A 16,477-nucleotide genomic window follows, 5' to 3' on the forward strand; every position below is an offset into this window, starting at 1 on the left:
CTACTTCCCCGAGCGCTTGATGGTCTTAATGGCCAGCGGCGGCAGGCCGGATTTTTCCGAGATGGCGCGGTCTTGGTCCATGATCGCGGTACGAGCCGGCTCATCGCCGTCCAAGCCCCCAAGCAGGCTTGCTTCCACCTTACGGTTGGAGCGCTGGCTGCCGTCCTCATAGACGATGTCGAAGAACACAAATTCGCTGCGGGCGGTTGGCTTTTTTGCCATTGGTCTTACTCCTGTGCGGCAGGCCGGCCCCGCCGACCCAAATGGTCTGCAGGCACCGGCTTCTACCGAATTATTGTATGGTCGGGCTAGCGGAAGATCGCTTCGCCCTGCTCGTCGATGATCTGCCGGCCCTTGGACAACGCGATGGCGGTCAGATCGTCGCGTGATGTCATGCGATCGGCGCGAACAAAGCGGTAAGTCTTGAGCTCACCACCGATTTCTTTCTCGATCGTGCCAGCCAGCTGCAGCTCGCTGCCGGCCTTCATCTCGATCGCTTTGATCAGGAAGCCTTTGTAGCTTTCCTCGCCAAGCGCCTTGTCGCCAGCCGGCTCGGCGCTCGACGAGCCACCACCGAACAGATTCTTCCAAAACGACATGGCTCGTCTCCTAATTTGGCGCTGCGCCGCGCAGGCGGCGGACCGGCAGCGGCAGTTGCAGCTCGCCGCGTTTTTCCATTTCCTCGCGCAACCAAAGTGGCGAGATATCGAAGTGGTTCGGCCAGGTTGGCACACCGTTCTTGAGCTCGACCCTGCCAAAGAAGCGCCGGTCACGCAACGGTTCCGTCCCCTCGCCCCGTTCCCCGATCATGCCAGCGGCATCGAAGGTGCCGTACGACTGATCGGAAAACGTCACCACCAGCTTGAACGGCACAATGGCCCGGATGGTGGTGACCTTGAGGCGCGGAACGGCCATGGTGCCGCTCCTAGTTGTCGAGGAAGCTCCGCAGCTTGCGGCTCCGGCTCGGATGCTTGAGCTTGCGCAGGGCCTTGGCCTCGATCTGGCGGATGCGTTCGCGGGTCACCGAGAACTGCTGGCCGACTTCTTCGAGCGTGTGGTCGGTGTTCATGCCGATGCCGAAGCGCATGCGCAGCACACGTTCCTCGCGTGGCGTCAGCGACGCCAGCACGCGGGTCGTGGTCTCGCGCAGGTTGGACTGGATCGCGGCGTCAATCGGCTGGATCGCGTTCACGTCCTGGATGAAGTCGCCGAGGTTGGAATCTTCCTCGTCGCCGATCGGCGTTTCGAGGCTGATCGGTTCCTTGGCGATCTTAAGCACCTTACGGACCTTGTCCAAAGGCATCTGCAGCTTTTCGCTGAGCTCCTCAGGGGTCGGTTCGCGGCCGATTTCATGCAGCATCTGGCGCGAGGTGCGGACGATCTTGTTGATCGTCTCGATCATGTGCACCGGAATACGGATGGTTCGCGCCTGATCGGCGATCGAGCGGGTGATCGCCTGGCGAATCCACCAGGTCGCATAGGTCGAGAACTTGTAGCCACGGCGATATTCGAACTTATCGACAGCCTTCATCAGGCCGATATTGCCTTCCTGGATCAGATCGAGGAACTGCAGTCCGCGGTTGGTATACTTCTTGGCGATCGAGATCACGAGGCGAAGGTTGGCTTCCACCATTTCCTTCTTGGCGATGGCGGCTTCGCGCTCGCCCTTCTGCACCTTATGAACGATGCGGCGGTATTCAGCGATGTTGAGGCCGGCTTCCGTCGCCAGCGTTGCGACATCGCCACGGATTTCGCGCACAGTATCAGCTTCGCGGCGAGCGAACTCTGCCCAGCCCTTGCCCTCGAAGCTCTCAAGCGAGGCTTCCCAGGTCGGATCGACTTCGCGGCCGTAATAGCTCTCGAGGAACTTCTCGCGCTTGACGCCATAGCTTTCGGCCAGCCGCAGCAGGCGGCCTTCCAGCTTCACCAGGCGCTTGTTGATGTCGTAGAGCTGCTCGACCAGGTTCTCGATACGGCCGTTATTCAGCGACAGCGACTTCACGTCGGCAATGACTTCGCCGCGCAGCACTTCGAGCTTTTTGGTATCGGCGTCAGAAACGCTGGCTGCACGGTCTTCCGCGTGCTTGTCCTGCATTTCGCGCATCTGCCCATAGGCATTGGCGATACGATCGAAGGTCTCCACCACCTGCGGCTTGAGTTCGGCTTCCATCGCCGACAGCGACAGCGCGTTTTCGAACTCGTCGTCATCATCATCGGGCGCCGGGTCCTGGGGAGCCTGCGGCTCTTCAGGTACGTAATCGTCATCGCTGTCGCCGGAAACACGGCGCGGCGGGGCAGCCTTCGGCTTCTCGACCACCGCTTCCATTTTGGGAGCAGCATTGAGGTTGACCATTTCCGGGTTCGGAGCCGCCTGCTTGGCATCGGGGCCAGCGTAGGTTGCTTCGAGATCGATGATGTCGCGCAGCAGGATTTCGCCCTGCGCGAGCTGGTCGCGCCAGATGATGATAGCCTGGAAAGTCAGTGGCGACTCGCAAAGGCCTTCGATCATGGTCTCGCGACCGGCCTCGATGCGCTTGGCGATGGCGATTTCGCCTTCGCGGCTGAGCAATTCCACCGAGCCCATTTCGCGCAGATACATGCGCACCGGATCATCGGTTCGGTCGGCGCCAGCCTTGGTGTTGGAGGTCGTAGAAACCGCGGTGCTGCTGGTCGACGGCGCGACTTCCTGGCCCTGGTCTTCCTCGTCCTTCTCGACTTCGGTCTCTTCGACCTCGTCTTCGTCGACGACGTTGATGCCCATATCCGAGAACATGGACATGAAATCTTCGATCTGCTCGGACGAAACTTCGTCCGACGGCATGACCGCGTTCAGTTCTTCATACGTCACGTAGCCGCGCTTCTTGGCGACCTTGATGAGTTTCTTTACGGCGGCATCGGATAGGTCGAGCAGCGGGCTATCGTTCGTCGCCTCGGGGGCGCCGGCTTCCGGCTTCTCGTTGTCCTTGGTCGTGGTCTTTGCAGCTGCCTTGGTGGCCATCTGGTACTCCGTCGGAACCCGTAGCGCCCGGGTCCGAATAAGGCTTTAAGTGGTGACACCTCAAGGCAAGGTAAAGGTGGGTGACTTAGGCTTTAACGCCCCCAGCGCAACCCGGTTCGTCTCGGACGACTTTTGCATAGTGCCATACGCAAAATCGCGCGTACCCGCCGGTTTTCAGAGTTGCCTCTAAAAACTGCGTGTCGCGCGTCCCGATAACGAACCAAATCCTTCGATCAATGCCTCTGTGCCATCGACAGTGGTAATCTGGTTCTTGATGTCCCGCAGCCTTTCAAAGGTTTCTTCGCTTGGGTCTTCGCCCAGCGCCGCTTCGGCTGCCTTGAGTTCCCTATTTAGCTGAACTTTCTTGTTATGCAAGGCCAAGGCATGACTCAATCCGGTCTCTGCGTCGACAAGGGCGATCTCCGAAGCGATCTGCCAGACCCCTTGGCGGGTCAGCACATCGGCCATTCGATCCAGCGCCGGCCCATGCCCGCGCACGCCCAAAGCCGCTTTGAGGTCGTCGGCCGAGATGTCGTGGTGGCGCACGACGAGGCTCAAAATCTCGCCCATCACTTTTTGGGCAGCCGGCGTCTCGAAATCGAGCGCGGCCAACAATTCGAACTTGTCTTCCACCAAAGCTGGATGATTGACGAGACTGAGGATGATCGCCGCCTCGCGCGGGGTCGCATCGGCCATCGAGCCCGGCTTCAATAGCCGCGAATTGCGCAGCGTGTCCGAGACGACCAGCTTGGGCGTGCCGCCCCGTGGGTAGCCGTAGGCGCCGCTCTGTCCATAGCGCTGCTGCCCACCGCGTGGCTCGAAGCGATTCTGCCGCATCGGCGCGAGGAAGGCCCGCAGCTTCTCGTCGAAGGCCTGCGCATAGTGGAAACGGACCGACGATTCCTGGATGGAATTGGCCCGCTCGCGCAACCGCGCCTGCAGGGCCGCCCGTGCTTCCGGCGTCTCCGGCACCAAGCCGCCGGTCTCCATGCTCCAGATTACGTCCGACAAAGACCGCGCCCGGTCGATCACGTCCGCAAACGCCGCCCTGCCCTGCGCCTTGATCAAGTCATCAGGATCAAGCCCCTCCGGCAGCGTTGCGATTTTGACCGTAAAGCCGGGCTTGAGATGCGGCATCACCAGATCGGCAGTCCGCTCTGCCGCTTTGAGGCCTGCCTTGTCGCCATCGAAGCACAACACTGGATCAGGCGTCATCTGCCATAGCATCTGTAAGTGCTCTTCGGTCATCGCCGTGCCGAGCGGCGCCACTGTGCCCTCGAAACCCGCCGCCACCGCAGCGATCACGTCGAGATAACCCTCGACCACGATCACGGTGCTGCCGTCGCGCGCCGCCTGCCGGGCGGTCTGACCGTTGTAAAGCGTCCGCCGCTTACTGAAGAGCTCCGTCTCGGGCGAGTTGAGATACTTGGCCGGCACATCCGCCGACATGGCGCGCCCGCCAAAGGCGATGACCCGCCCACGGAAATCCATGATGGGGAACATGACGCGGTTGCGGAACCGATCATAGGTCAGCGGATCGTCATCGCGGCTGGCCACCAGCCCGGTGTCGATCATGTCCTGTGCCGAGACGCCATTGGCCGCCAGATGCTCCTTGAGCCCGTTGCGGCTATCGGGCGCGAAGCCGATGCGAAACCGCGTCTGGCTTTGCGCCGAGACGCCGCGTTCGAGCAGATAGCCCCGCGCCCGCGCTCCGATATTGTGGCTCAGCGCTGCCTCGAAATACTTCGTCGCCAGTTCCATGACGTCGATCAGGCTCTTGCGCTCGGCCTCGCGCTTCTCCTGCCGCTCGTCACGAGCCGGCATCGGCACACCCGCCATGCCGGCCAGCTTCTCCACGGCCTCGGGAAAGCTCATTCCGGCCTTTTCGGTCAGAAAGCGGAAGTGGTCCCCGGACACACCGCAGCCAAAGCAGTGATAGATGCCGCGCCGGTCATCGGCATGAAAGCTCGGGCTCTTCTCGCCATGGAACGGGCAGCACGCCCACATATCGCCTTTGCCGGGCTGCGACTTGCGCTTGTCCCAGATGACGTGCTCACCCACCACCTGCGTTATCGACAGGCGCTGACGGATTTCATCCAGGAATTGGTCGGAGAAGCGCATGCACGCTAGATAAGCGCTCGGCTGCGCCAAGTCATCAGCATCACGCTGGATTATCCCCGCTGTCCCGTCGTCCTTGGCCTAATATCCGCGCATAACCAGCCGGACACTCCGTCCGTTTTGAACGCTCACCCGTTCCACGATAGGGAATTGAAGGAACATGACATCGCTCCGCACATGAATCATCGCGATGACATAGTACTCGCCATCCGCCACGCGGTCGAAACTAAAAGATCCACCGGAACTGGCAATCGTCTTTCGCATATGCTGATCGTAAAGGGGATCAGCTTCGGGCATTCGCACGCCCGCCACCGGTTGCTTGCCACCGCCATAAATCGCGGCGATCCGCTCATCCGCGTAGGCGGTGCGGGGAACCAGGAACACATCCGTGCCAACCGCACGCAACAGACTGCCGTCGTTCCGGCGCACAAACGCCTGCCCGCTGACCTTGGCTCGACCCTCGACGTTGATGAACGCTGCGGCCTGCGCATCAAACGACGTAGTCAGTACCACTGGCGCTCGCACGGTGACGCAACCCGAAACGAGCGCGACGAACGCCAGCATCGATGCTGACCGGACCAAGGCACGCCCCCATTCCCGCGCTACCAACATTGTTGCCGCCCACGCATTTTGTTCACTATATGTCCCAACGTCGCTACTGCAGAGTCAAGCGTAGTTTGGACAAGGCGCTGCTTGTTGGATAAGCATTCAATGGCCCATCGGGGTCGCCACCGCCGGGGTCTCAAGTGTCATCCACCAACAAATTTCCGCTTCGCACTTTCCTTCTGCTGACCGCGGTCCCTGCTGCTGTGGTCGGAGCAGGTCTCTGGTATCTGTCAAGCCTGCTACCCTCGTGCATGATCAACGAACAGGCCCGCCTGACGTCACCTGACGGCCAGTTCGATCTAACTATCTTTTCCCGCGACTGCGGCACCTCCACGGGACCCAACACCCAGGCCGCCCTCATCCCCGCAGGCGGTGTCATACCTGAGGACGCCGCGAGCTTCGCCTCCTTCGGCACTGCCGCCAATCTCGCGCCCCGCTGGGACGGCTTCGGCAATATAGAGCTCACTGCCCCAGAGGGAGCAGAAATCTACCGGCAGGACGATGTGGTGGCCGGCAGGTCAGTCATCTATCGCTGAGCCCGAGACGGCCGCACCAAACTCGTGCGTGCACTGCGCCGCATTTCCCGGCAATCACCATGGGCATCGCTGAGGCTGGGGCCTCAACGCCATCAAATCAGGACGCCGCCACGGCCGCGCACCCCGCGGTCACGCGGCAGTCGCCGCACCTCATCCCGCTCTCCAACGCCAGTCCGCCTCCAATGCAGGGCAGTAAATTCCTGACATCGTTATGAAAATATTTCGATGCCGGTTGTAGCCGTAAACAAGGAAATTCACTAATGAATACAATGGCATAGGAAAACTTAGTTAATTTCTGGTTAGGAACTTAGTGCTAGTTGTTAGCTATATGAAGCGAGTTCGATGTGATCTGAGCCCTGTGACGAATCCAAGATTCATGCAAGTATTTGCACGCGATTTCATGAGATGTGTCGCAGGCAACATCGCGGTCACGTTTGCCCTGTTACTGCCACTCCTGCTCATTGGTGCGGGTCTCAGCATCGACTATCTGCGCGCCTACGGCACCTACTCTGAAATGCAGGCAGAGCTGGATCTAGCCCTCATCGCTGCCATCAAACAGGTCGACAATCTGAGTGCTGACGAAATCGAAGACGTCATTCACGACTGGTTTGGCGCTCAGACACGAGTCAGCACATTTTCCCTTGATGATATCTCGGTCGATATCGACGGCTCAACCATCAGCGCCATCGCCAGGGCACGCGTTCCCACCACACTGATGCAGATCGCAGGCATCGATAGCGTCCCGGTATCTGTTGGCAGTGCGGTAGCTGGGCCCGCTACATCCTATCTCAACGTTTACCTGGTCCTCGACAAGTCGGCCTCGATGCTGCTCGCATCCAACACGCCTGACCAGGCCAAGATGACGTCCACGCTCGGCTGTGCATTTGCGTGCCACGACGGTGAAATCCACACCGTGGCAGGCGTGAAATACAACACGAACTATGCCTATAGCTCGACCCATGGCGTCGAACTGCGCACCGATGTCCTGCTCCACGCCATCAATCAGGTGCTCGACACGGTGGAGAGCATCGATCCTTCAGGGAGCCGGATAAAGGTCGGTCTTTACCGGATCGCGGCCACCGCCGCTGCCACGCTCCCGCCGACATTCGACATAAGCGCGGTTCGTACCACGCTCAGCAATCCGACGAATCTTCTGACCAGTTCAAGCTCCACCGACGGTACGTTCTTCAACGACGCGCTGGGCGTACTGACGCCAATGGTGGGGGTCAGTGGTGACGGGGTTAGCGAAAGTAGCCCGCTGAAACTGGTTATGATGATCACCGACGGCGTTCAGTCGCACCGATCGTGGGTCACGTCTTCCAATTGGAAGAAGTGCGTCTGGAGCGCCACGCCAACCTGCCCGATGTCGGCCAACAGCCGTCTGGTCGGACCCCTCAACCCTGAATGGTGCGATCCAATCAAGAATAATGGATCGACTGTAGCAACCGTTTACACCACCTACCTGCCAGTCACGAGCGACTGGGGCTACAACGGAACACTTGGCGCGACCATGGCCAGCAGCGCCTGGTCCTCCACGTGGGGAGGCGACCTGCACGCTGGAGTCTCATCAAGTATCACCCGGCTGGACTATCTGCCCATTGCACTGGAGGACTGCGCAACGTCCGCACAATACTTCATGCAGGCGACGAGCGACTCCGAGATCACCGAAAGCCTGACCACCCTGTTCACGCGTTATCTTTCCAGCGTCAGGCTAACACGATGACAGGCAAGGTGCACTCAGGACGCCTGCACCGGGATCAGTCCGGCGCAACAGCAGTGGAGTTTGCCCTGCTGATCGGGCCATTCCTGTTCCTGTTGCTCGGCGTGCTGGAGGTGAGCATCCATTATTTCGTATCCACTGCCGTGGACTACGCCGTCCAGCGCACAGCTCGACTTGTGCGAACCGGACAGGCCCAAACCCAGGACCTCGTGGTAGACGATCTTCGCCAAGCCATGTGCGACGATATTCTCAACCTGTTCGACTGCGAGAGCAACAGCTACATCACCATCGAGGAGCTAGATAGCCTTAACGCTTCGACCTATGTCCTGCCCGTCAACAGCAGCGGTACCTTCATCGCTGATCAAACAATAGAGATGGGCCTTGGTGGCTCATACGTGATCGTTCGCGGCTTCTTCCAATTCTCACCACTGCTGGACGTCTTCGGCGCCTTGAAACCACGTCTCAATAACGGCAATCATCTGGTTGTCGCCAGCGTTCTGTTCCGCAATGAACCATTCTAGACTAAAGGCCCTGCTGGGCGACAACAAAGGCGTATCGGCTGTCGAATTTGCACTCATCGTGCCGGTCATCCTCATTCTGCTGATCGGAATGGTGGATCTCAATGAGGCTCTCACAATCCACCGCAAGCTACGCCAGGTCACGTCGACGATCGCGGACCTGACCGCACAACAGAGCGAATTGACAGCCAGCACCGTAGCGTTGACCCTTCAGGGTGCCGCATCTCTGCTGGCTCCCTACGATCGATCGAGCCTGCAGCTCGTACTGACAGTCATTTCAATAGATGACAATGCGCAGACGGTGGCCTGGTCCATGGCCTACCAGGCAGTTGCTGAAGAGGCAGGCGCCACGCCGCTTTTCCCCGCGCCAGAAGATCTCGCCTTGGCCGGGGTGCAAATGGTCGCCGTCCGTGCTGACTACGAATTTACCACCGTTTTCGGTGCGCTGACTAAGGTGTTTTCCGGTCGTGAGGGCTATGCCATGAGTGACCAGATGTATGAGCGCCCGCGAACGAGTGACGAGATCGTGCTGCAGTAGTTCAGCCGCCCTTGCTGCTCTGATAAAGTTTCCACGCCCAGCCGAACAAGCTCAGCGCAAAAATCACGAGCAGCACGCCACCGAAGATCACACCGATCGACGCGCTAATCAGCGGGAAGAACAGGAACACCAATCCAAGCAGGATGTAGGAAAGGCCCGACAGCACCACCGGCCAGATTCGCGCGTAGTGTTCGCGTTCACGGGTGATCACCACGACCTGCATCAAGCCGACAATCAGCGCCGCAATGCCGACGATGCTGGAAAGGAAAGTGACTGTGAGAATGGTTGCGATCAGCGGGCTGATCAGGATCAGGACGCCCAGGATCAAGGACAGCGCGTTGGCCACCACGTCGAACCAGTAGTTGCCGCTCTTGCCGCCACCAAAGGTGAGGCTCCACAGACCAAGCGCGCCATCGATGACCAGAAGGATGCCGCCGGCCAGCACGAGCACCGTCAGCGCTTCTCCCGGCCAGATGACCGCATACAAGCCCGCCAGCAGCATGAGCGCGCCGCGCAGAGCCGTCGCCAGGGCAAATCGCCGTTTCGTTTCAGCAGACACAGTCATCGTCGTCTCCGTTGTGCGGTACTTGTCGAGCTTAGCTCAGCCTCCCGCGGAGCCAAAGGGCATACCGCTTCAGATTCTCTATAGGCTCTCGCCCAATTTGTTGATTGCGGCGCGGCTGATGCCGTGGTCTTAGACCGGTTCAATCGAGGCCCGCCATAAGGCGGTTTGCGTAATGTCTCTACCCCTGCTCGCCCTTTTCCTTGCGGCGTTTGCCTTTGGCACCACCGAATTCGTCATCGCCGGCGTGTTGCCGCAGGTCGCCGATGGTTTGGCGGTCACCATTCCGGTCGCCGGATACCTGGTCTCAGGCTACGCCATTGGCATCGCGCTCGGCGGACCGCTGCTGACCTTTGCCACGACCAATGTGGCACGCCGCACCCTGTTGCTGGGCCTGATCGCCGTCTTCACCATAGGCCAGGTGGCTTGTGCGCTTGCGCCGACATTCTCCGCCATGCTGGCCCTGCGTGTGCTGACCGCCATCGCCCATGGCAGCTTCTTTGGCATCGCCATGGTCGTTGCGACCGGTCTGGTCGCCCCAGAGCGTCGCGGCTTTGCCGTCGCCTTGATCCTGTCCGGCCTCACCGTATCCAATGTCATTGGCGTGCCGCTCGGCGCCGCCATCGGCAACTATCTGGGTTGGCGCGCCACATTCTGGGCCATGGGCACGCTGGGTCTGCTGGCCAGCCTGGCCATCGTGCTCTGGGTGCCGGGCACCAGGAATGCCGTCGCTGCCCGCCCTGATTTTCGGCACGAGGTGCGCGTGCTGGGCCGCCAACAGGCCTGGACCTCACTGGTCCTCATGCTGATGCTTATGCTCGGCCAGTTCGTACCCTTCACCTATATTGCGCCACTGCTGCAGGAAGTGACTGGCCTCGACGCAGCCTGGATTCCGTGGGTGTTGCTGCTCAATGGCGTCGGCTCGACAGTCGGTGTGTTCATCGGCGGAAGGCTGGCCGATTGGAAACTGATGCCGTCGTTGATCGCCATGCTGGCCCTGCAGGTCGCGGCACTATTGATGCTGTATCTGGCGAGCCCCTACCCGATTCCGATGGTCTTTGCCGTCTTCGTCTGGGGTGCGCTCAACTTTGCCATCGGCACGCCGATCCAGACCCGCATCCTCAGCTGGACCGCCGATGCGCCGAGCCTGGCCTCATCGCTGATCCCGTCTGGCTTCAATATCGGCATTGCCCTCGCTGCCTTTATCGGCGCGACCATGCTCAATGCCGGCCTCGGTTACCGCAGCTTGCCCCTGCTTGGCGCCGCAGCACTGGCAGTTGCCGTGATCGTTGCCTTCATCTCCTATAGCTGGGAGAAACGCAGCCGCGACGTACCGCCAGTGCCGACGAACGCCATCGCGGCGGAGTAGAGGTCCATATGCCCATCGCAGTCTATGCCCTTGCTCTGATGGCTTTTTCCATTGGCACGACTGAGTTCATCGTTTCGGGCATCCTGCCGGCCATCTCGTCCGATTTGTCGGTCAGCATTCCCACCGCCGGCCTGCTGGTCAGCGGCTATGCGGCGGGGGTCGCGGTCGGCGGGCCGATCCTGGCGCTACTGACGGCGCGGTTTCCCGCGAAGCCGATGATTTTGCTGCTCGGATTGATCTTTGCCATCGGCCAGTTGCTGTGTGCCATCGCGCCGGACTACGGCCTGCTGATGGGTGCAAGGCTGATTTCGGCATGTGGCCACGGCGTGTTCTTCGGGCTGGGCAGCGTGGCGGTCTCCAAATTGGTGCCGGAACATCGCCGGGGAGCGGCCTTGTCCCTGTTCGTCGGCGGCATCACCGTCGCCAACATTCTCGGCCTTCCAGCGGGCACGGCCATCGGCAATGCTTTCGGCTGGCGGGCCAGCTTCCTGTGCATCGCCGTCATGGCCTTGCTGGCTGTGGCCGCCATCGCCTTGGTCCTGCCGGGCGTCAAGGGAGAGCCCGAGCCGGAAGCGCCGCTGGCGTTGCAGGCGGTCCAACTCCGGCATCCACAGGTCTGGACCTCGTATTTCACCATCGCCATCGTCATGGTCGGTTCGGTTAGTCTGGGCACGTTCCAGGTGCCGCTGCTGATTGAGATTACCCGGATCGACCCCGCCACCGTGCCGCTGTTCCTGCTACTGGGCGGCGCAGGATCGGTTGTCGGCATCTTCATCGGCGGGCGGCTGGCCGACTGGCGACCGCTCGATGCGCTGTTCGGCATTCTGCTGGCGCAGATTGCCAGCTATCTGGCGGTGATGGCGTCGACCACCAACCCCTGGGCGATGGGCATCAGCCTGTTCGCTTCTGCCGCGACCGGACTGGCCTTCAGCACGCCAACCCAGGTCCGCATCCTCAACGCAGCCAGGGCCGCGCCCAATCTCGCCTCGACCTTCATTTCGACCGCCTACAATGTCGGCATTGCCGGCGGTGCATTCCTGGGCGCCGTACTGCTCAACAGCGGCATGAGTTACGCCACCATGCCGGTCGTCGGCATCGTCTGCAGCAGCCTGGCGGCATTGATGGCGCTTGCCTCGTGGGTGTCCGAACGCCGCCCGGCGCTCGCTTAGGCGAGGGCAGCCTTCACCTTGCCGCTGGCCTTACCGAAGTCGATGCGGCCCGGATAGTCGAGCTTGAGCTGGGCGATGACCTTGCCCATGTCCTTGGCGCCTGCCGCGCCAGTCGTGGCGATTGCCGCCTTGATGGCGGCCTCAACCTCGTCGTCGGTCAATCCCTTTGGCAGGAACTCGTTGAGGATGTCGATCTCTTCCTTTTCCACCGTCGCCAGGTCGGCACGGCCGGCCTGCGCATAGATGGCGAAGCTCTCTTCGCGCTGCTTCACCATCTTCTGGACGATGGTCAGAATCTCTTCATTGGTCGCCGGCCCGCGATTCTCGGTGCGGATGGCGATGTCCTTGTCCTTGATCGCTGCCGTAATGGCCCGGAGCGTCGCGGTGCGGCGCTGATCACGGGCCTTGAGGGCGGTCTTGAGGCCTTCGCTGAACTGTTCGCGCATGGGTTTTCGTCCTCTTGCTATGCGTTTTGTTGGCCCCATATAGGCACAATAAGCCGGCTCCGCCACTTGCGCTGCCGCGTTTGGGCTTCTAATACGAGGCCTCAATCGACATGACCCAATCCTTGGAGGCCCACCGTGACCGGCTGGCAGCAATCCCCCGCGACCGCCCTTCTGATCCTTGCAGACGGTACGCGCCTGGAAGGCCGCGGTATCGGTGCGATCGGCCACGCGGCCGGCGAAGTGTGCTTCAACACCGCCATGACCGGTTATCAGGAAGTCCTCACGGACCCATCCTATGCCGGCCAGATCATTACCTTCACCTTTCCCCATATCGGCAATGTCGGTACCAATGACGAGGACATCGAGACGGTCAACATGGCCGCGCTTTCGGGCGTCCGTGGCGTTGTGCTCAAGGCCGATATCACCAATCCGTCTAACTACCGTGCTGCCGAAAAGCTCGATGCCTGGCTCAAGAAGCGCAACATCGTGGGCATCACCGGCATCGACACCCGCGCCCTGACTGCCCAGATCCGCGAGCATGGCATGCCCAATGGCGTCATTGCCCACGAACCGACCGGCATGTTCGATGAAGGCTCGATCATGGCTGAGCTCAGGGCCTTTCCGGGCCTTGAAGGGCTCGACCTGGCCAAGGAAGTCACCACCGCCCAGACCTATCACTGGGACCAGACTGGCTGGGAATGGGACAAGGGCTACGGCAAGGTCGAGAACCCCGATTTCCACATCGTGGCCATCGACTACGGCGCCAAGCGCAACATCCTGCGCTGCCTTGCCGACCAGGGCGCCAAGGTCACCGTGGTTCCGGCAACGGCGACCGCGGCCGATGTGCTGTCGCACAATCCCGATGGCATCTTCCTCAGCAACGGCCCGGGCGACCCGGCCGCGACCGGCAAGTATGCCGTGCCGACGATCCAGAAGCTGATGGAAACAGGCAAGCCTGTGTTTGGCATCTGCCTCGGCCACCAGTTGCTCGGCCTCGCATTGGGCGGCACGACGTCCAAGATGCATCAGGGGCATCACGGCGCCAACCATCCGGTCAAGGACCTGACGACGGGCAAGGTTGAAATCACCTCGATGAACCACGGCTTTGCCGTGGACAAGGCAAGCCTTCCGGCTGGCGTGACCGAGACCCACATCTCGCTGTTCGACCAGTCCAACGCCGGTCTCAGCGTCGACGGCAAGCCGATCTTCTCGGTGCAGTACCACCCCGAAGCCAGCCCCGGCCCGCGCGACAGCCACTACCTGTTCACGCGCTTCATGAATCATGTCCGCGCCCAAAAGGGCATGGACGCCAAGCCCGAACACGCCGCACCCGCGGCGTGAACCATGGCGGGCCATGGTGAATACCACCTGACGCCGAGGAGCCTCGTCGGAGAGCGCTTTGGCCCAGATGTATTTGGCGATGTCAGCATCGCGTTGATCGGCTATTGCCCGCCGCCAAAGGCCATTGATGACTACGCGCCCCAGCGTGTCACCGACCAGCATTTCATCCACGTCTCGCCTGACAGCGTCCGGATTCTGAGCCATGGCGGGCGCCGGTTTCTGTCGCTGGCGCATGTCTATGGCGGCCCCGTTTCTTCGGCGACGGTGGAAGAACTGGCCTACTACGGCATCGAGACCATCCTTGCCTATGGCCTGGCCGGTGGACTGGGGACCAAAGGTCTTGTCATGGGTGACTTCTACCGTGTCGATGACGCACATGGGTTCGATGGTACAACGCCGCACTACAGCGGGGATAAGATTGTCTCTGCCGATGAGGGACTGCGGACAACGATTGCCGGCCTATGGCCAAGCATGACCGGCGTTCAGGCCGGAACGGGCGACGCCATCTATCGCGAAAGCGATGCGCTATTGGACGGCTATCGGGCTGCCGGCTGTGACATCGTCAATCTTGATTCGGCGCATCTGTTTGCGGCATCGCTGGCCAATAGCGCTGGCCGCAGAATTCGCACGATTCAGTGCGGCGTTCTCTCCGACATCGTCAGCGGCAACGCCCAGTCCGAGAGCACATTGGGCACCATGCTGTCGGCGACCGGTGCTACCGGCCTCAATCCATTGGAAAGGACGGGCGAAATCGTCCGCTTCTACATCGAGACACTGGCGCCGCGCCTCTAGATTGGCTCCACGACCTTCTCCGGCCGGCAGCTCCCGGCGGCAGGGATGCCGTAGCCGAGGTCGAAGCCCAGCTTACGGAAGTCCGCGCTCGGTGGCGTCAGCGCCCGGGGGACTGCGGGCCGCGAGGGCATGACGGCGACGTCGTTGCCCGTGCCGACCGAATCGATGGCCGAGACCATGGCCGGGTCGTCGAGCAGTTCTTCTAGGCCGGCCCATTTGGTCCAGGCGCCGGCATAGCAGGCGGCGCGGGCGCCGATCTGTTGCTCGAGTGCGGGCCTGGCTGCGGCATCGAGCGCCGCCAGCTCGTCATAGGCCTTGACTGCCGCCAGCACATGGTGGCCGTAGGCCAGGCCGATCAGGTAGCCCTCGGCCTTATGCCCCTGCTCGGGGAAGGCCGAAACCAGGTCGGCATAACGCGTCATGTCGACATAAACCGTGCTGTCGTCGGGGCAGTAGAAGGTGCCGACGTCCGAACCAGCCATACCGCAGCCCAGCTCACGGCTCGACGGCACCATCTTGAGGGCGACCGGCGGGTAGTAGACGGCGGCGCTGCGGAAGGCGCGTTCCCAGAAGCCATTGGCCTCCCGCTCGACGGCACCAACCAGATCCTCTGGCGTGCCCTCGCCGGCCTTGATCGCCTCGAGGGCGGTCAGCGTCGTATGCGGCAGCGGTTCGGCCACCTGCCCGGTCAGCACCGTGACCGGATTGATGCCGAAAATCATGACCACGACCACGCTCAGCGCGGTCGCGCCGGAAAAGCCGAAGCGCCGCACGTGCGGCATTACGCTGTCGGGGATACCCAGCACTGTTCAGTCCGTCGCTTGTATCGTTACACGTTGCCCGAGAACGTATCACAATCACCTGGATTGCCAGAAGTATAACCGCGTTCGAACCAGGTTTTGCGTTGGGCCGACGTGCCGTGGTTGAAGGTTTTCGGGACGGCAAAGCCCTGCATGCGCTTCTGCAGCGTATCGTCGCCGATCTGGTTGGCGGCGTTGAGGGCTTCCTCGATGTCGCCATTGTCGAGCAGGTCTTCCTGGCCGGCATAGTTGGCCCAGACACCGGCATAGCAATCGGCCTGCAGCTCGACGCGGACCGAATAGGCATTGGCCTCTTCCTGGCTCATGCTGGCGCGGCGCTGGTTGAACTCGGGCAGCACGCCGGTGATGTTCTGGATGTGGTGACCCACCTCGTGCGCCAGCACGTAGGCTTGGGCGAAATCGCCCGGCGCGCCAAACTGCTCGCGCAACTGATCGTAGAAGCTCAGGTCGATATAGACCTTCTGGTCGCCAGGGCAATAGAACGGGCCCGTGCTCGAATCGGCGGCGCCGCAGGCCGTATCGACCTGATTGCTGAACAACACGACCTTGGGGGCGGGATAGGTCTCATTCTGCTGGGCAAAGACGCCGCCCCACAGGTCTTCGGTTTCCTTGACCACCACGCCGACGAAGTCTCGCAGTTCGGACTGCTCGCCAGTGGTGGGAACCTGGCTCGATGAATTGGCCGTCGTGCCGGAGTTGGTGCTGCCGGTCAGCATGTCCAGTGGATTGGTGCCCGTCACCAGCCAGATCAGCCCGAGCACCACGACGATGCCCAGGATGCTGCCCATGCCGCCGCGCGCGCCACCGCCTGTTGGCAGCCGGACGCCGCCACGATTGCCGAACGGGCTACCGCCGAGCCCCCCAAGTCCACCGCCGGTCTGGCCGCGACGATCCTCGATGTTCGAACTCTGCTGCCTGCCGCGCCATTTCATGGATGTATTCT

18 protein-coding genes are annotated in these 16,477 nt (G+C 61.4%); 8 read left to right on the plus strand and 10 right to left on the minus strand.

The annotated features are described in order from the left end of the window. From IM737_RS06785 to IM737_RS06810, 6 genes are all read right to left on the minus strand, one after another. Positions 1 to 222, minus strand: coding sequence for a hypothetical protein (locus IM737_RS06785; protein ID WP_236899161.1), 222 nt, complete (start codon positions 220 to 222; stop codon positions 1 to 3). 86 nt (positions 223 to 308) lie between these two features. Continuing rightward, the gene (locus IM737_RS06790) at positions 309 to 599 is read right to left on the minus strand and encodes an HlyU family transcriptional regulator (RefSeq protein ID WP_236899162.1); all 291 of its coding nucleotides are present in this window, start codon (positions 597 to 599) and stop codon (positions 309 to 311) included. A 10-nt stretch (positions 600 to 609) separates the two neighbouring features. Further along, positions 610 to 915, minus strand: a complete 306-nt coding sequence (locus IM737_RS06795) for a DUF2442 domain-containing protein (RefSeq protein WP_236899163.1) — start codon at positions 913 to 915, stop codon at positions 610 to 612. Between the two features lie 10 nt (positions 916 to 925). Then, positions 926 to 2,998 carry an RNA polymerase sigma factor RpoD gene (rpoD, locus tag IM737_RS06800; protein WP_236899164.1) on the minus strand — a complete coding sequence of 691 codons (2,073 nt, stop codon included), beginning with the start codon at positions 2,996 to 2,998 and terminating at the stop codon, positions 926 to 928. Between the two features lie 186 nt (positions 2,999 to 3,184). Beyond that, a complete protein-coding gene (dnaG, locus tag IM737_RS06805; protein WP_236899165.1) occupies positions 3,185 to 5,119 on the minus strand; it encodes a DNA primase in 1,935 nt (644 codons plus the stop codon). 78 nt (positions 5,120 to 5,197) lie between these two features. Then, the gene (locus IM737_RS06810) at positions 5,198 to 5,680 is read right to left on the minus strand and encodes a hypothetical protein (RefSeq protein ID WP_236899166.1); all 483 of its coding nucleotides are present in this window, start codon (positions 5,678 to 5,680) and stop codon (positions 5,198 to 5,200) included. Positions 5,681 to 5,973: 293 nt separating this feature from the next. On the opposite strand from IM737_RS06810, the gene IM737_RS06815 reads away from it, so the two are divergent. The 4 genes from IM737_RS06815 (at position 5,974) to IM737_RS06830 (ending at position 9,034) form a co-directional block, all read left to right on the plus strand. Then, positions 5,974 to 6,258, plus strand: coding sequence for a hypothetical protein (locus tag IM737_RS06815; protein ID WP_236899167.1), 285 nt, complete (start codon positions 5,974 to 5,976; stop codon positions 6,256 to 6,258). Between the two features lie 376 nt (positions 6,259 to 6,634). Then, positions 6,635 to 7,981: a pilus assembly protein TadG-related protein gene (locus IM737_RS06820; RefSeq protein ID WP_236899168.1), complete on the plus strand. Its 1,347-nt coding sequence runs from the start codon at positions 6,635 to 6,637 to the stop codon at positions 7,979 to 7,981. Beyond that, positions 7,978 to 8,499, plus strand: coding sequence for a TadE/TadG family type IV pilus assembly protein (locus IM737_RS06825; RefSeq protein ID WP_236899169.1), 522 nt, complete (start codon positions 7,978 to 7,980; stop codon positions 8,497 to 8,499). Before IM737_RS06820 ends, IM737_RS06825 begins: the two co-directional genes overlap by 4 nt. Then, complete coding sequence (locus IM737_RS06830) at positions 8,486 to 9,034, plus strand: TadE/TadG family type IV pilus assembly protein (RefSeq protein ID WP_236899170.1); 549 nt, start codon at positions 8,486 to 8,488, stop codon at positions 9,032 to 9,034. Before IM737_RS06825 ends, IM737_RS06830 begins: the two co-directional genes overlap by 14 nt. Before the next feature lies 1 nt (position 9,035). On the opposite strand, the gene IM737_RS06835 is transcribed toward IM737_RS06830, so the two are convergent. After that, complete coding sequence (locus IM737_RS06835) at positions 9,036 to 9,536, minus strand: HdeD family acid-resistance protein (RefSeq protein WP_236899171.1); 501 nt, start codon at positions 9,534 to 9,536, stop codon at positions 9,036 to 9,038. Between the two features lie 235 nt (positions 9,537 to 9,771). Here IM737_RS06835 and IM737_RS06840 point away from each other — a divergent pair, with 235 nt between their 5' ends. After that, a complete protein-coding gene (locus IM737_RS06840) occupies positions 9,772 to 10,965 on the plus strand; it encodes an MFS transporter (protein WP_236899172.1) in 1,194 nt (397 codons plus the stop codon). An 8-nt stretch (positions 10,966 to 10,973) separates the two neighbouring features. Continuing rightward, positions 10,974 to 12,134 (plus strand): MFS transporter, encoded by a 1,161-nt coding sequence (locus tag IM737_RS06845; RefSeq protein ID WP_236899173.1) that lies wholly within the window; start codon positions 10,974 to 10,976, stop codon positions 12,132 to 12,134. On the opposite strand, the gene IM737_RS06850 is transcribed toward IM737_RS06845, so the two are convergent. Beyond that, positions 12,131 to 12,580 carry a GatB/YqeY domain-containing protein gene (locus IM737_RS06850; protein WP_236899174.1) on the minus strand — a complete coding sequence of 150 codons (450 nt, stop codon included), beginning with the start codon at positions 12,578 to 12,580 and terminating at the stop codon, positions 12,131 to 12,133. The genes IM737_RS06845 and IM737_RS06850 overlap by 4 nt on opposite strands. A gap of 135 nt (positions 12,581 to 12,715) precedes the next feature. Here IM737_RS06850 and carA point away from each other — a divergent pair, with 135 nt between their 5' ends. Further along, complete coding sequence (gene carA, locus IM737_RS06855) at positions 12,716 to 13,921, plus strand: glutamine-hydrolyzing carbamoyl-phosphate synthase small subunit (RefSeq protein WP_236899175.1); 1,206 nt, start codon at positions 12,716 to 12,718, stop codon at positions 13,919 to 13,921. A 3-nt stretch (positions 13,922 to 13,924) separates the two neighbouring features. Beyond that, a complete protein-coding gene (locus IM737_RS06860; protein ID WP_236899176.1) occupies positions 13,925 to 14,713 on the plus strand; it encodes a phosphorylase family protein in 789 nt (262 codons plus the stop codon). Here the strand turns inward: IM737_RS06860 and IM737_RS06865 are convergent. Both IM737_RS06865 and ypfJ read right to left on the minus strand, forming a co-directional pair. Continuing rightward, complete coding sequence (locus IM737_RS06865) at positions 14,710 to 15,519, minus strand: neutral zinc metallopeptidase (RefSeq protein WP_236899177.1); 810 nt, start codon at positions 15,517 to 15,519, stop codon at positions 14,710 to 14,712. The genes IM737_RS06860 and IM737_RS06865 overlap by 4 nt on opposite strands. A gap of 23 nt (positions 15,520 to 15,542) precedes the next feature. Continuing rightward, the gene (gene ypfJ / locus IM737_RS06870) at positions 15,543 to 16,466 is read right to left on the minus strand and encodes a KPN_02809 family neutral zinc metallopeptidase (protein WP_236899178.1); all 924 of its coding nucleotides are present in this window, start codon (positions 16,464 to 16,466) and stop codon (positions 15,543 to 15,545) included. Positions 16,467 to 16,477 lie beyond the last annotated feature (11 nt).

It is taken from the genome of Devosia sp. SL43, from assembly GCF_021729885.1.
GTDB lineage: Bacteria > Pseudomonadota > Alphaproteobacteria > Rhizobiales > Devosiaceae > Devosia.